This is a genomic window from Streptomyces sp. KR80 (assembly GCF_052245555.1).
Taxonomy (GTDB): Bacteria; Actinomycetota; Actinomycetes; order Streptomycetales; family Streptomycetaceae; genus Streptomyces.
In genome coordinates this window covers 43,040-56,517 of record NZ_JBQQCD010000004.1, presented here as the reverse complement: position 1 = coordinate 56,517, position 13,478 = coordinate 43,040, and the positions used below count along the sequence as shown (strand labels likewise).

General features: G+C 68.6%; 13 protein-coding genes. 2 read left to right on the top strand and 11 right to left on the bottom strand.

The annotated features are described in order from the left end of the window. Positions 1 to 49: 49 nt before the first annotated feature. Genes ACTWQI_RS07820 through ACTWQI_RS07810 form a run of 3 tightly spaced genes read right to left on the bottom strand, consistent with a single transcriptional unit; the run spans position 50 to position 3,004 of the window. Positions 50 to 859 carry an ABC transporter ATP-binding protein gene (locus ACTWQI_RS07820; RefSeq protein ID WP_443268769.1) on the bottom strand — a complete coding sequence of 270 codons (810 nt, stop codon included), beginning with the start codon at positions 857 to 859 and terminating at the stop codon, positions 50 to 52. Next, on the bottom strand, positions 856 to 2,004 hold the full coding sequence (locus ACTWQI_RS07815; protein WP_443268767.1) for a FecCD family ABC transporter permease: 1,149 nt from the start codon (positions 2,002 to 2,004) through the stop codon (positions 856 to 858). The genes ACTWQI_RS07820 and ACTWQI_RS07815 overlap by 4 nt, the downstream gene beginning before the upstream one ends. Next, positions 1,994 to 3,004 carry an ABC transporter substrate-binding protein gene (locus ACTWQI_RS07810; RefSeq protein ID WP_443268765.1) on the bottom strand — a complete coding sequence of 337 codons (1,011 nt, stop codon included), beginning with the start codon at positions 3,002 to 3,004 and terminating at the stop codon, positions 1,994 to 1,996. Before ACTWQI_RS07810 ends, ACTWQI_RS07815 begins: the two co-directional genes overlap by 11 nt. A 308-nt stretch (positions 3,005 to 3,312) precedes the next feature. Between ACTWQI_RS07810 and ACTWQI_RS07805 the strand changes: the two genes are divergently transcribed. Together ACTWQI_RS07805 and ACTWQI_RS07800 are read left to right on the top strand one after the other, a co-directional pair. Then, positions 3,313 to 4,500, top strand: coding sequence for an MFS transporter (locus tag ACTWQI_RS07805; protein WP_443269331.1), 1,188 nt, complete (start codon positions 3,313 to 3,315; stop codon positions 4,498 to 4,500). Positions 4,501 to 4,926: 426 nt separating this feature from the next. Further along, on the top strand, positions 4,927 to 5,289 hold the full coding sequence (locus tag ACTWQI_RS07800) for a hypothetical protein (RefSeq protein ID WP_443268763.1): 363 nt from the start codon (positions 4,927 to 4,929) through the stop codon (positions 5,287 to 5,289). 63 nt (positions 5,290 to 5,352) lie between these two features. On the opposite strand, the gene ACTWQI_RS07795 is transcribed toward ACTWQI_RS07800, so the two are convergent. From ACTWQI_RS07795 to ACTWQI_RS07760, 8 genes are all read right to left on the bottom strand, one after another. Further along, positions 5,353 to 5,634, bottom strand: coding sequence for a hypothetical protein (locus tag ACTWQI_RS07795; RefSeq protein ID WP_443268761.1), 282 nt, complete (start codon positions 5,632 to 5,634; stop codon positions 5,353 to 5,355). Between the two features lie 190 nt (positions 5,635 to 5,824). Next, positions 5,825 to 6,994, bottom strand: coding sequence for a trans-sulfuration enzyme family protein (locus ACTWQI_RS07790; protein WP_443268759.1), 1,170 nt, complete (start codon positions 6,992 to 6,994; stop codon positions 5,825 to 5,827). Further along, on the bottom strand, positions 6,991 to 7,680 hold the full coding sequence (locus ACTWQI_RS07785; protein WP_443268757.1) for a 2OG-Fe dioxygenase family protein: 690 nt from the start codon (positions 7,678 to 7,680) through the stop codon (positions 6,991 to 6,993). Before ACTWQI_RS07785 ends, ACTWQI_RS07790 begins: the two co-directional genes overlap by 4 nt. Positions 7,681 to 7,693: 13 nt before the next feature. Then, entirely contained in the window at positions 7,694 to 8,908 is a 1,215-nt protein-coding gene (locus tag ACTWQI_RS07780; RefSeq protein WP_443268756.1) for an MFS transporter, read from the bottom strand. Beyond that, the gene (locus ACTWQI_RS07775) at positions 8,901 to 10,577 is read right to left on the bottom strand and encodes a class I tRNA ligase family protein (protein ID WP_443268754.1); all 1,677 of its coding nucleotides are present in this window, start codon (positions 10,575 to 10,577) and stop codon (positions 8,901 to 8,903) included. Before ACTWQI_RS07775 ends, ACTWQI_RS07780 begins: the two co-directional genes overlap by 8 nt. Continuing rightward, the gene (locus tag ACTWQI_RS07770) at positions 10,574 to 11,737 is read right to left on the bottom strand and encodes an NAD(P)/FAD-dependent oxidoreductase (RefSeq protein ID WP_443268753.1); all 1,164 of its coding nucleotides are present in this window, start codon (positions 11,735 to 11,737) and stop codon (positions 10,574 to 10,576) included. Before ACTWQI_RS07770 ends, ACTWQI_RS07775 begins: the two co-directional genes overlap by 4 nt. After that, a complete protein-coding gene (locus ACTWQI_RS07765; RefSeq protein ID WP_443268751.1) occupies positions 11,730 to 12,065 on the bottom strand; it encodes a cupin domain-containing protein in 336 nt (111 codons plus the stop codon). The genes ACTWQI_RS07770 and ACTWQI_RS07765 overlap by 8 nt, the downstream gene beginning before the upstream one ends. Before the next feature lie 28 nt (positions 12,066 to 12,093). Beyond that, on the bottom strand, positions 12,094 to 13,398 hold the full coding sequence (locus ACTWQI_RS07760) for a lysine N(6)-hydroxylase/L-ornithine N(5)-oxygenase family protein (RefSeq protein ID WP_443268750.1): 1,305 nt from the start codon (positions 13,396 to 13,398) through the stop codon (positions 12,094 to 12,096). Between the last annotated feature and the right edge of the window lie 80 nt (positions 13,399 to 13,478).

The following is a 13,478-nucleotide window of genomic DNA, read 5'->3' as shown; positions in this document are numbered from 1 at the left end:
GAGCAGTGCCCGTGGGGCACCTTGGGCAGGGTGCCGATGGGCTCGTGTGCTATCTGGGCTCGGCCATCGTTCGTGCGCGGCCTCGGTCCGCTTGTGGCGCGACACCGCGGTAGGCGACCGCGAGGTTGCCCAGGCTGTCGAGGCCGATCTCCGCGTCGACCTCGAAGACGTCCGCCAGCCGGTCCGGGGCCAGGACGTCCTTGGGCGGACCCGCGGCGACCAGGCGCCCGTGGTGCATCAGCAGCAGCCGGTCACAGAAGCGGGCGGCGAGCGACAGGTCGTGCAGAGCGACCAGCACCGTCTGGTCCGTGTCGGCCAGCAGCTCCATGAGCTCCAACCGGTGTTTCACATCGAGGTGGTTGGTCGGCTCGTCGAGCAGGATGCACCAGGGCTGCTGGGCCAGGGCCCGCGCGATGTGGGCGCGCCGGCGCTCGCCGCCCGACAGCGACTTCCACGCCCGGTCGGCCAGTTCGGTGAGTCCCAACCCGGCGAGCGCGGCGGCGACCACGGCCCGGTCGGTGGCGTCCAGGCCGCGCCACCGGTCCCGGAACGGGGTACGGCCAAGACCGACAACATCGACGACCCGCAGATCACTGTCGGTGTCGGTGGCCTGTTCGACGAAGGCGACCTGCCGCGCGATCCGGCGTGCGTCCCAGCCCCGGATCGGCTCGCCGTCGTACCGGACCGAGCCTGACGTCGGGGGGCGCAGCCCTGCGAGGCAGCGCAACAGTGACGACTTGCCGGAGCCGTTCGGGCCGATCAGCCCGACCGTCTCACCTGGAGCGACGTCCAGGGTCACGTCGTGGACGACAGTCTTGCCCGGCACAGACCAGCTCAGCCGTTCGGCGCTGATCCTCACAGCTCACCTCGTTTGCGCAGGACGAGCAGGAAGAGCGGCACGCCCAGCAGGGCGGTGAACACGCCGACCGGAACCTCCTGGGGCGCGAAGGCGACCCGGGCGAGCGCGTCGGTCCACACCAGGAACACCGCGCCCACCACCGCGGAGAACGGCAGCAGCACCCGGTGCAGCGGCCCGACGAGGAACCGGACCCCGTGCGGCACGATCAGTCCGACGAACCCGATCGCGCCCACGGATGCGACCGCCACGGATGTCATCAGGGATGTCACAACGAGCAGCACGTAACGCGTCGTACGGACGTCGATGCCGAGAGAGGACGCCGTGTCCGCGCCGAAGGAGAACCCGTCGAGGGCACCCGACTGCAGCCAGACCACGGCGAGACCGGCCGCCGTCACCACCGCGCAGACGAGTACCGCATCCCAGCGGGCGGTCGCCATGGAACCGAGCAGCCACTGAGTGATCGCGCGGATGATGTCGGCGTCACCCGAGGCCATCAGGATCAGCGAGGTCAGGGCCGTGAACAGCTGCCCAACGACCACGCCCGTCAGCACGACCCTGACCGAGTCCAGACCAGTGCGCTGCAGCAGCAGCATCAGCAGCCCGAACGAGAGCATCGCACCGGCGAACGCACCGCCGGTCACACCCAGCGAGCCCGCCCCGTAGCCGAGGACGACCACCACCACCGCACCGGTCGACGCCCCGGAGGAGACGCCGAGGAGATACGGGTCGGCCAGCGCGTTGCGGGTGACGGCCTGCAGTGCGGCGCCGCACACCGCGAGCGAGGCACCGACCAGGGCCGCCATCAGGACGCGGGGAACGCGCAGATCCCAGATCAGCGAGTCGACCAGCCGGGGCAACGGCTCGACGTCCAGGCCCAGATGGAAGCCCAGTGTCGTGACCAGGTCGGCGTATCCGATGTCGGTGGTGCCGATCCGTGTCGACACCGCCGCCGACACGACCAGGGCCGCGGCGGTGCCGACGAACAGCGATGCCTGGGACAGCGCGGAGCGGCCGGATCGCGGCCGATCGGGCCCCGGTGGCACAGCCTTCGGGCAGACGGCTTCCGGGACCGGCCGCGCCGCACGGCCGGCAGCCGGGTGCAGCAGGTCGACCGGGCCCGGGTCGGGATCCCGGCTAGCGGACATACCCCAGGTCCTTCATGCCGTCGGTCAGCCGCGGCAGGGCGCTCACGGTGCGCACCGAGGGGTCCATTTCGGTGCCGGGGATCTCGATGATGCGGTTCTCGGTGACCGCCTCGAGCTTGGACATCACGGGGTTCTTGCGCATCGCGGCGAGCTTGTCCTTCGCGCTGTCACCGGGCTTGCCGCGTTCGGACAGATCGCCGATCACGATGAAGTCCGGGTTGCGCTCGGCCACTTCCTCCCAGGAGACCGACGGCCAGTCCTCGTCGATGTCGTCGAAGACGTTCCTCGCACCCGCGGTCCGGCTCATCTCGCTGGGCATCGCGCTCTTCCCCGCCACGTACGGGGTGTCGCCGTACACGGAGTAGAGCCATACGACGGTCGGCTCCCCCTTGACGTCGTCCGCGACCTCGGCCGCTCTGTCCAGCGTGGCCCGCTGCTCCTTGACGAGTTCCCGCGCACGGTCCTCGACGCCGAAGATCTTCCCGAGGTTGTCGTAGTCCTTGAAGAGGAGGTCGAACGGCGACCGCCCGGGATCGTTGTCCTTCGGGCAGTCCACCGCGCTCACGTACGAGGGCAAGTCGAGCTCGGCGAGCTCCTCGCGGGTCCCGACCATGTCCTTCGTGAAGTAGTCAGTGAAGCCCGCGACGACGAAGTCCGGGGTGGCCGAGCGGAGCTGCTCACTCGTAAGGATCTTGGGACTGAGTACGGGGACGTCGGCGTAAGCGTCCGCGTACTCCTTCGCGATCTTGGTCTTGAGGTTGGAGGTGCCGACCACACGGTCTTTCAGGCCAAGCTCCAGCAGCACCTCGGTCGACGACTGATCGAGAGTGACGGCTCGCTTCGGCGGATTACTGAAGGACAGCTTCTGGCCGCAGCTCGTCACGGTCGTCTCCTGCGCCGCGGCCTTGTCCGCCGAGGGGGAGTCGCCCCCTGAGGCCGAGCAGCCGACGGCCGCGAGAGCGATGGTCAGGGCGACGCCGAGGCGGGCGGGGTGGCGCATGGATCCTCCGGTCTGGGCTGTGCACAAGTGCTGCCGCACAGCCGATGAGTGCGGGCACGATGGCAAGCATCATAACGATAATCGTTTTCGTTAAGCTACCACCTGATGAGCGGCGCATGTCAGAGCCATCGGGGTCCACGCTGCTGCCGCTCTTCACCAACGGACCTGCGGACACAGGCCGTTGCGCGCGTGACCGACCCGGACGACAACCACAGGAGCATCACACCGTGCAGACATCACCCGCAGCAGACACCACCTCCGAGACCGGCCCACCCCTCAAGCGGTCCGTTCTGCTCGACACCGCATTCCTGCGACTCTGGTCGGGCACCACGGCATCCGGCCTCGCAACCTGGGCCCTGCCGTTCGTACTCGGTCTCGCCGTCCTCGACCGCACGCTCACCCCCGCAGGCCTCGGTCTCGTCCTCGCCGTCCGCACCGCGGGGTTCCTCGCGGCCGTGCCCATCGGCGGGGTCCTGGCCGACCGACACTCCCGCAGGGCCGTCGCCCTGTGGGCAGGACTGGCCGCCGCGGTCGCGGCGCCGCTGCTCGCCGCCGGACTCGGGCGGTCGGTCCCGCTGATGGCAGCCGCTGCCGCCCTGGCGGGCGCCGGGCAGGGCGCCTGCCGGCCGGCGTTCCAGGCGCTCACCGCCGAGGTGATCGACGAGGACCGCAGGCAGCAGGCCAACGCCGCCATGACCCTGGCGGTCCGGGTCACCACCCTGGTCGGGCCCTCGCTGGCCGCCCTGCTCGCCGTGGTGCTCGACATCTGGGCGCTGCTCCTGGGCATCGGGCTGCTCTGGCTCGTCGCCGCGCTGGTACCCGGGCCCGGCGCCAAGGGCGCACCCACCGCCGTACGGCAGCGCGCGCCGTTCCTCACCGAGTTCACCGACGGGATACGCGAAGCGCGCAGGCACCCCTGGTTCGTGGCCGGTCTCGCCGCTCTGACCGCCGTCATCGCCACCGGCTACTCCGCCACCGGCGTCGCCCTGCCCCTGGTGAGCCGGGATCGGTACGGCACCGAGGTGGTGCTCGCCGCGGCGATGACCGCCTACACAGCGGGTGCCCTCGCCGGGGCCCTGCTCATCGCGCGCTGGCGCCCGCGCGCCCAGGGCTGGGCCGCCCTGGCCGGACTGGCTGTCTACGGCTTCGCACCGCTGAGTCTGATGCTCCCGGTGCACCCCGCCATGGTGATCGCCGCCTACGTCGTCGCCGGGCTCGGCATCGAGCTGTTCAACGTGCCCTGGTTCACCGCCACTCAGCGCGAGGTGGCACCCGACAAGCTGGCCCGCGTCTCGTCCCTGGACTTCATGCTGTCCTACGGGCTGGCCCCGGTCGGGCTCGCGCTCATCGCCCCGGCCATTGACGCCTTCGGCACCCGAGCGGTCCTCGCCACCTGCGCGCTGACCTGCTTCCTTGCGCCGGCCGCGGCCGCACTGGTGCCCAGCGCACGCCGCTTCTCTCGCCGCCCGGCACCGGCTGCGGGCCGGCCGGGATGAGCCGCCACGCTCAGACCCGGCAGCGGACTCCCCCACCTATGCCGGACCCCAGCGGACCGGGCATCAGTGCGCACCCTCTGGCCGCCCGTCGTTCAGGTGGTGCCGACCCCGATCGGTGTCGTCGCCGACGATGCGGCGAGCTGGGACTGCCCGAAAAACGCCGTCCGCGGTGGCCGAGGCGCTGCAGGCCACGCAGCCGGCAGAGCTCGATGACGACGGGACCCCTCGGAGACGGCCTGTCACCGAGGGTGGCCGACGCGATAACCATGTAACGCGCCATGTCCGGGAGACGCAGATTGAATCACGGGTGCGGCCGAGCGACCCGTATGCGACCGCGGCCGGGGTTTCTCCTGTGGGGGGAGATACCTCGGCCGTGGGCCCTTCTCCGTACCGTCGAGGCGGTTGACGCGTCAGATTGGAACCCCAGTGAGTAACACCGAACCCCTGCCCGAGAACCAGCGATACGACCGAGGCCAGGGCGGTAACTACCACCACAACCGCAACAGGGACGGTTCCGGCGCAAAGCAGACAGCCCTGGTCATCCATACCATCGCCGACATCGCCGCAGGCTTCCTGGTGCTGTGGATCCTGCTCTACGTGCTCGAAGCCAACCAGGGGAACGTCTTCGTAGGATTCGTGGAAGGCGTTGCGGACTGGCTGGCCTGGTGGTCACAGGACATCTTCACGATGGACACAGACGGTCTTCGCGTCCTCCTCAATTACGGCCTGCCCGCCGCGATCTACCTGCTGATCGGGCACGGTGCAGCCGCGCGGCTGCGCCGCCTCTGACAGGCCCGTTCGACGCCTCGGCCGCACCACGACGCCGTAGTCGCATGCCTGGGCCGGGATTCCTCAGTTCTCCATCGCGGTATCGCAAGCGGCGCAGACTCGGTCTGCGTATTTGGGGGCATACCACGAGGAATCGGGATGCTCAGCGGGCTTCCAGCCGGCCACTTCCATGTCGAAGGTGTCCTTGCCGCAGAAGGTCCGCGGACCAGGTGAGGACGCCTTCCCCGGAGCGGCAGGCGCCGCATGTACCCGGCGGACGGGCCGTTCCTCGCCACGTGACGAGCCACCGAAGCCGGCCCCAGTCACCGGCTTGTCGGGCTCGTACACAACGATGATCTCGCTCATATCTCGACGGTAGGCCGCAACGCGGGAACGTGCTGGCTCAGCACGACCCAGGCGCCACGCACCGCGGGCGGACCGCCTTCCCCACCCTTACGGCCCCCAGGGCCGCCTTCCATAGAAATGATCTTGGATCGCGGGACCGGGTCGGCGGCCGGACTCACGGGGGTGGAGTCCGGCCGCCGGGTCAGGTGCGTCAGGCAAGTGCCTGCTCGAAGTCCGACCAGAGGTCGTCGGGGTGTTCCAGGCCGGCCGAGACCCGGACCAGCCCTTCGCCGATCCCTGCTGCACGGAGCGCCTCGGCGTCCAGCTCCCGGTGGGACGTGGATGCGGGATGCAGGACCAGCGTCTCCGGCCCGCCGAGGGACGGGGAGAGCAGGGCGCAGCGCAGCCGGTGCAGGAAGGCGGCGGCCGCATCCCTTCCGCCGGCGAGTTCGAACGCCAGCACGCCGCCGTAGTCGGCCAGGATCCGCTGTGCCCTCGCGTGGTCGGGGTGGTCCGGCAGCCCCGGCCAGTGCACGGCGGACACCGCGGGATGCTTGGCGAGGTTGCGGGCCAGGTGGCCGGCGTTCGAGCAGTGCCGGGCCATCCGCAGCGGCAGCGTCTTGAGTCCGCGCAGGACCAGCCAGGCGGCGAACGGGTCCGGCGTTACGCCCAGCTCCACCGCGAATCGCCAGACCCTTCGGTGGAGTTCCGGGTCGGCGAATACGGCGATGCCCAGGCTGACGTCGTCGTGTCCGCCGAGGTACTTCGTTGCCGAATGCAGCACGATGTCCGCTTCATGTTCCAGCGGCCGGCACAGCACCGGGGTCGCGAACGTGTTGTCCACGACACCGATGAGGCCGGCGGCACGGCCCGCCCGGAGCATCGCCGTCAGGTCTCCGACCGACGTCGTGGGATTGGCGATCGTCTCCAGATAGAGGACGGCGGATTCCGGCCGCACCGCGGCGGTCAGCTCGGCCGGATCCGTGCCGGACACATGACTGACGCCGACGCCGAACCGGTCGGCCAGGTCGTGCAGCATCTGGTAGGTGCCGCCGTACAACCGGGTCTGCGCGATGACGTGGGAGCCGCCGCGCAGAAGTGCCAGCAGTACGGCGTTGATGGCACCCATTCCGGAGCCGGTGGCCAGCGCGGCGGCGCCGCCCTCCAGGTCGGCGAGCGCGCCTTCCAGCGTCTGTACGGTCGGATTGCCGTGCCGGATGTACGCGTGGCCACGGTCCGGATGGCGCAGCGCCTCAGCGCAGGCCTCCGGATCGTCGAACGCGAACGCCGAGGTCTGGTATATCGGGGTGGACACCGGGCGTGAGGAGAGCGGGCCCGTGGGTGGAACGTGGATCGCGCGGGTATCCAGGTGCCTCCTCACTGCGCTGCCTTCGCGACCGCCGCACGCTCGAACTCCTCGCCGTACTTGCGCCGGTCCCAACGGTTGAAGACGACGATCCACAGGTCGCGGTGGCCCGGGCCGCCGTCGAGCGATTCCAGGTCGGTGGCGGTGTGCCACATCTGGGTGTCGTCGAATGCGAGCGCCTGGGGGTTCGGCTGGAGGGTGACGCGGAAGAACGGCTCGCCGCCGTTGGTCGGCATGAGCTGGTTCTCACCGCCCTTGATGTTGTGCCGTCCGAAGACGACCAGCATCGCGTAGTCGTGGCCGTCCCGGTGCGGCCCTTCCGGTACGGAGACGCCTTCGATGTCGGGTCCGACGGACACCCGGCACTGGTGCACGTTGACGTGCCAGTCGTGGGCGGGGTCCAGTCCGATCCCCTTGGCCGCCGCGTCGATCTGCGGGGTGGGGTCGATGCGCAGCGGCTCCAGCTCGCGCTGCACACCGCCGACCAGTTGGTTGACCGCTTTCGGCTGGAGGAACGGACGGTGCGGCAGCAGCTCCATCGTCCAGCCCATGGTGTCCGGCTGATAACTGATGCGGTACTGCGAGAACCTGCGGTGCCGCTGACGCCCACCGGTGTAGGGGTCGAAGGGCAGTTTCCCGAATTCCTCCATCGCCTCGTTGTCGAGGGGCGGCAGATCCATCACACGGTAGAACGGGTCCACGACGGTGTCCTCCTCATGTTTCTGCAGGTGCAGTGACCCCAGTGGTAAATACCTTCAAGGAAACGGCTAGTTCGGCCATGGCAATCGCCAGCAATGCGGCGACGAAGATCTGGTAGCCGGCGACGACGATGATCGTCCCCGCGATGAGCGGGAATCCGTACACCCCGATGAAATAGGCCAGGCTGAAATACCAGAGAGCCCAGTGCCGCAGCTCGCCCGGTGCATAATTGGCCGCCTGTGCCTGAATGATCGGATATACCAGGCCGTACGTGATACCGAGGATCAGCGAACTGATCGCGTAAAGGATCACGTTGTGCCCGACCAGCAGGAAGAGCACGAGCGAGGCGCACATTCCGGCAAGGAGGACCATCGTGGTACGTGCCGGATCCCACCCGCTGATCCGCCGACTGACCGTGAAGCGCGGCACGATGACACCCAGGGTGTAGGCGGCGTAGAAGTACGCCGAGTCGATGCCGCGACTGTTGGCGAAGGTGGTCTGGTACGTCGTCATGGCGCTGAATACGCAGGCGCCCAGCAGCACCATGACCAAGAACGGCCGGGCCGGCGAGCGCAGAACCCTGGCGACCGGACCGAAAATTCCACCTTCTCGGCCCTCGTCAGAGGTGAGAAGGCCGCTCTTGCGCTGCCTCCATACGACGGTGGCGAAAGCGGCCGCCGATACGACGCTCAGCAGGACGGCCACCACGAAAACCAGCCGATAGGAGGCTCCCTGATCCACCATCTTGGCGCCGATGATCGGGGTGACCCCCATGCCAAGCGCATTGAATCCGGCAAGCACTAGGAAGTACAAACTGCGCTTCTCGGCCTCGATCCGCGCGGAGATGACGATCGGCACGGTGGTGAAGAACAGTGCCCAACCGGTGCCGAGCAGGACCCCCGCGACCAGGATCGCCGCGAAGTTCGTGGTCCCTGCGATGATTCCGGTGGCCACCGCGTAGATGACCGAGCCTGCCATGGCCGCGGTGCTGGGGCCGACCCGCTGGGCCATACGCCCGCCCACGACCAGCGAGCCGACGGCCCCGATCGCGCCGCACCAGTAGATGAGCCCGGCCATGGCCTCGTTCTCGCCCAGCGATTTCACATACGCGGGAAGCAGCAGGGTCAGCCCGTACGCACCGGCGATCAGCAGGCTTCCGGTGTAGATCGCGAAGAAGCCGCCGCCGGACCGGACCTGCAGGCTCTGTGGAGCCCGTGTCCGCTCAGACATCGGCTCCTCCCTGGGGGTACCGCCCAGGCGACAGCTCTGGGGGAAGGTCGTCGGCGCGCAGCGAATCGGGCAGAACGGGTTCGAGACCGGCCCAATCCAACGCGGGGAAGGCGGGGATCTGGATCGGGCCGGGCGTGGTGAGGGCCGAAAAGCCGGCCAGCGATGGCGCCCCGGAATGCCCCAGGCCGGACCACAGCGCACCGGACATCCGCGGCGCGATGGGGTAACTGAGCAGCGCCAGGCCCTTGAGCCACCAGTACGCCTGGCCGTCGTCCGCGGGCAGTTCGTCATGGATCCAGGAACGCATGGCCGACGCGGCGCCTGCCGTGGATACGCCCGGCGGTTCGAGCGCCCGGTCCTGCTCGTCCAGGAGCTCTTCGAGACGCCCGGCCAAGCCGTCGGCCGGTGCCTCTGACGGGTGCCCGGCACGATCCATGGCGCCGACGGCCGCGGCTACCTGGGGGGTCAGCCGGCCGGCCAGGTCGTGGTTGTACACCTCGATGAACTCCGCGACGTTGAGGCTCGCGGGCCCGTCCTCCGGATTCACCACCGCCAGGAAGTACCGGACCGCGTCGACCGGCAGCCCGGGCAGCGACGTGATGTCGGCGACCCAGATGGCGTGTCCCCGGCTGGTGGAGAACTTCTTGCGCTCCAGGTTGTAGAGGTGGTTGAGCAGGAGATGGTCGAAGGGCCGGACCTCGCCGTGGGTCATGGCGCCGCCCACCACGGCGGCGAGCGCGGAGACCAGGTTGTCCGTACCGCAGCTCGCGATGGTGATGACGTCGGAATCCGGGGCGAAGGGATGGGCCCTCCCCTGGCCATCCAGGTCGCGGTAGACCTCTCCGCAGTAGAGCGAATACGGCAGTAGTCCGGTGTAGGAGAACAGGATGCTGTCCGGCGAGGCGCCTTTGTAGTCACCCTGCACGCCCCACCTGCCGGGCGTCGTGAGCCGTGCCAGCGGGCCGTGCCGACGCACGTACCTGCCGACTCCCTCCCGGAGCTCCTCCGGGATCCCCATCTCCGTGAGCTGCTTCAGCAGCTGCCGCTCCTCCGGCAGCAGGATGAACAGGCTGTCGACCGGGCGCCATTCGACCGGGCCGTCGTTGAACCGGGGCTGCGCCGACAGCAGCTCATCGGGGCGCAGGTGGGCGCCGCAGCTCTCGCAGAGGAAGTTGGCGACCTCGGCCATGCAGTCCGGACACCTGCCGGACAGAAAGCCGCCCACCAGATACCGGTCGCTCACCGTGCAGTACGGCACGCTCTCCCGTACGGACACCACCCGGTCCGTGCTGATCAGGTGCTCGGCGAAGGCCCGGTGGCTGCGGTCGTACGGCTCCTGCCAGCGCGGGTCGATGGGGTTGATGAACTCATCGACGTCGATGTCCATCGCGGCCAGATCCTGCTGGATGAGGGCGTGATGGCGATGGCAGACGTCCTCCGGCCGGCAGCCGTCCTTCTTGGCAGCCAGCGGCACATACGAGTCGTAGGCGTCGGTGCCGAAGATCACCACTGCGTCGTCGCCCCGCCGCCGGAAGTTCCGGGCCAGAATGTCCATGCGCAGGAAGGGGCCGGCGATGTGCCCAAGATGAAGGCGCCCGTTGGGCGTCGGCATGAGGGGGACGAGGAAGTAGCGACGCCGTGACGACGTTCGGAACCACGGTTTGGTCATTGCTCGACTCCTGGCTGGCTGGATCGCTGATTCGGAACGGCGTACGCCCGGGACGGACGGTCGTCCACCAGGTGCAGGGCTCGCTCGGCGATCGCAGGTGCGAGCCGGAATCCTGATCCGGAGCAGCCTCCGGCCACAATGACGCCGGAGCCGTCACCGGCCGCCGTCACCAACGGCGCCCGGTCCTGCGTGTACCCGTCGCACCACACACGTCCGCCGTGGACATCCGGCGCGAAGGCCGGTACGTGCCGCATGAGCACGTCGAGGGCCCGCTTCCGGTCCTCCGGGGTTATCGCCAGCTGCTCCGCGTCCGGCGCGCAGTCCCACTCTTCCGAGGCAAAACTGAGCACCCATCGGCGCTCGTCGGCACGGGGCAGCAGAAACGCGTCGTCGTGCGGAAAGAAGAGGGCCGGCGCGCCGGGCGGCGGGATGCGCTCGACATGCAGCGCCGCGACCTTCTTCACCCGCAGCCCGGCCGGTCCCCCGGGCTGGCCCCCGATGTGTCCGGCCGCGTTGCGGGCCGGGCTGGTCCGCAACCACGGTCCGGTGGCGAGGACCACGCGGGCACCCGTGATGACGGTGCCGTCCGCGCAGTGCAGGACGTATCCGCCGTCCCGCCGGGTGACGCGATCGATCCGGGTCCCCATGCTGCATTCGACCCTCCCGGACTCGCGGGCGGCAGCGGCGATCCGCTCGGCGACCTCCCGGGGCGAGCCGTAGTAGCCCGGTGTCTCCATGCGATACACGGCTTCATTGCCGCCGATGACCAGGCCCGGATAGCTGCCGCGCAGGAGCTGATGATCGTCTCTGCTCGCGGGGGTCAGCGTGGTGCCGCAGAGCATGGACGCCAGCTCGGTCTCCCGGTCTGGGTCGATGACCCAGTAGACGTCCACCGGAGCGATCGGCAGTGCGGGCACATCGTTGCGGAGCACGTCATAGAGCCGGCCGCTGCGCTGCACGAACTCGCGGTGGGCCGCGGTCGGCGCCAGTGGTGCGTCGAACCCGGCGGAGAATGCCGTGGCACCCCCGCCGACCTGGCCCTGATCGACGAGGAGAACCCGGTCGTCGGGGCGCAGTTTGGCGGCGAGGTAGGCCGTCATCGTGCCCACGATGCCAGCGCCGACCACCACCAGGTCGAAGTTCCGGTGCGGGCTATGCATCGCCGGTCGCGTTCCAGTAAACGGAGAAGAAGGTGAAGTCCTCGCCGGAATTGTTCAGCACCTGGTGCGGAACGTGCGGCGCGATGTCCACCATGTCTCCTGCAGTCAGCTCGAATTCCTCGTCGCCGCGTCGCATGGTCGCGCTGCCGGTGACCACCAACCAGCACTCGGTGACAGCGTGCTGGTCGACCGGTGACTTCGCGCCCGGAGCGACGACTATCCGCGTCGCATCAAAGGGTGCGCCTGAGATGGTCGAACCGGGAAAGTTGGCTGCTTCCACGGTCACGCCTTCTGAGTAGTGCTCGAGCGGGCCGAATGGCGTCGTCATGATCTCTCCTCCCTACCAGGGCTGCCGGCTACGAAGCGACGCCGCTGGGGTTGCGGAGTTCGACCTGCTTCCAGCTGAGTGCGGCATCACAGTTGTCGATCTCGTAACGCGAATAACCGACGAGGTCGTTGATGATGCGCGCGCTGCGCCAGGCCAGGAGGCTCAGATTCGGATCGGCGGAACCGCGGGCATGGCGGGCACCGTTCTGGAGGTAGATCTTTCGATTCTCCGGGCCGTCCCACTTGATGGCGTAGTTCTCGTCGATGTCGAAGAGACCATCGGTGCGCGCCAGCCGATTCTCGATCGGCGCCAGACAGGCCGGGGACTCATAGTGATAGCCGGTGCTGAGCACGATGACGTCGGCGCTGACCGTCTCCGGTCCCCTGCTGATCTGGTTGCGCAGCCCGACGTCCCAGCCATCGGCGGTCCGCGTGGCCGTGGTTGCCTCCCGGCCGGGGAGCAGGCGCGCCTTGGTCGCGGGCGCTCCGAGGCAGTCGATCTCGTACAGCCGTCGGTAGACCTGCTGCAGCGTTTCCAGGTCGATGCCGTCGCTGGCCAGCTTCGTCTCGGCCAGCAGGGGCTCTTTCTTCTTCTCGGGGATCGAGAAGAAGAAGTCCGAGTACGGCGGGAGGAAGAGCTCGTTGGTGAACGGCGAGTCGTCCATCGGCAGGAAGTTGGACCGGCGGCTGACCCAGGTGACCTCACGCGCCCGGTCCGCGTCCCGGGCGAGGAGATCCAGCAAGATCTCGGCGCCGGTCTGTCCGCCCCCCACGATGAGGACGCGCTTGCCGGCCACGTCCGGCTTGGCTGTCAGATAGTCGCTGGCGTGGATGACCTTTGCTCCGAGATGCCGTTGGAAGATCGGCGGCACATACGGCGTCAGACCGGTGCCGAGCACGATGTTCCTCGCGTGGACCCGGCTGGTCGGAGTGGTCACCTGGAACACGCCGTGGCCCTCGAGATAGTCCACCTCGCTGACCGGCTGCCCGAAGTTGAGATTGCTTATCTGCTTGCTGACCCACTGGTAGTAGTCATTGAACTCCGCCCGTAAGACATTGGGGAAGTCTGCGATCAGGAATCGATAGAGCCGCCCATGACTGCTCAGGTATGAGAGAAAGGAGAACGGACTCGTCGGATCGACCAGGGTCACCAGGTCCTTGAGCGGAGAGACCTGGATCGTCGCCCCGTCCAGCAACAGGCCGGGGTGCCATTGGAATTTCTGCCGCTTGTCGAAACACTGACCGGAGAGCTCGGGAACAGCGGCCGCGAGCGCGGCCAGGCTCAGGTTTGCTGGACCGATGCCAATACCGACATAGTCCTGAATCCTATCCATGCCCACCTGCTTCGCTTGAGGTTGACGGCCATCGCGCCGACTCGGCGTGACGACGAATCGCACACGCTGTCGATGATCGC

Bases quoted from the DNA above. Each gene is read 5' to 3' on its own strand.
- ACTWQI_RS07765 (WP_443268751.1), bottom strand. From the start codon at position 12,065: ATGACGACGCCATTCGGCCCGCTCGAGCACTACTCAGAAGGCGTGACC.
- ACTWQI_RS07770 (WP_443268753.1), bottom strand. From the start codon at position 11,737: ATGCATAGCCCGCACCGGAACTTCGACCTGGTGGTGGTCGGCGCTGGC.
- ACTWQI_RS07810 (WP_443268765.1), bottom strand. From the start codon at position 3,004: ATGCGCCACCCCGCCCGCCTCGGCGTCGCCCTGACCATCGCTCTCGCG.
- ACTWQI_RS07815 (WP_443268767.1), bottom strand. From the start codon at position 2,004: ATGTCCGCTAGCCGGGATCCCGACCCGGGCCCGGTCGACCTGCTGCAC.
- ACTWQI_RS07795 (WP_443268761.1), bottom strand. From the start codon at position 5,634: ATGAGCGAGATCATCGTTGTGTACGAGCCCGACAAGCCGGTGACTGGG.
- ACTWQI_RS07760 (WP_443268750.1), bottom strand. From the start codon at position 13,398: ATGGATAGGATTCAGGACTATGTCGGTATTGGCATCGGTCCAGCAAAC.
- ACTWQI_RS07780 (WP_443268756.1), bottom strand. From the start codon at position 8,908: ATGTCTGAGCGGACACGGGCTCCACAGAGCCTGCAGGTCCGGTCCGGC.
- ACTWQI_RS07775 (WP_443268754.1), bottom strand. From the start codon at position 10,577: ATGACCAAACCGTGGTTCCGAACGTCGTCACGGCGTCGCTACTTCCTC.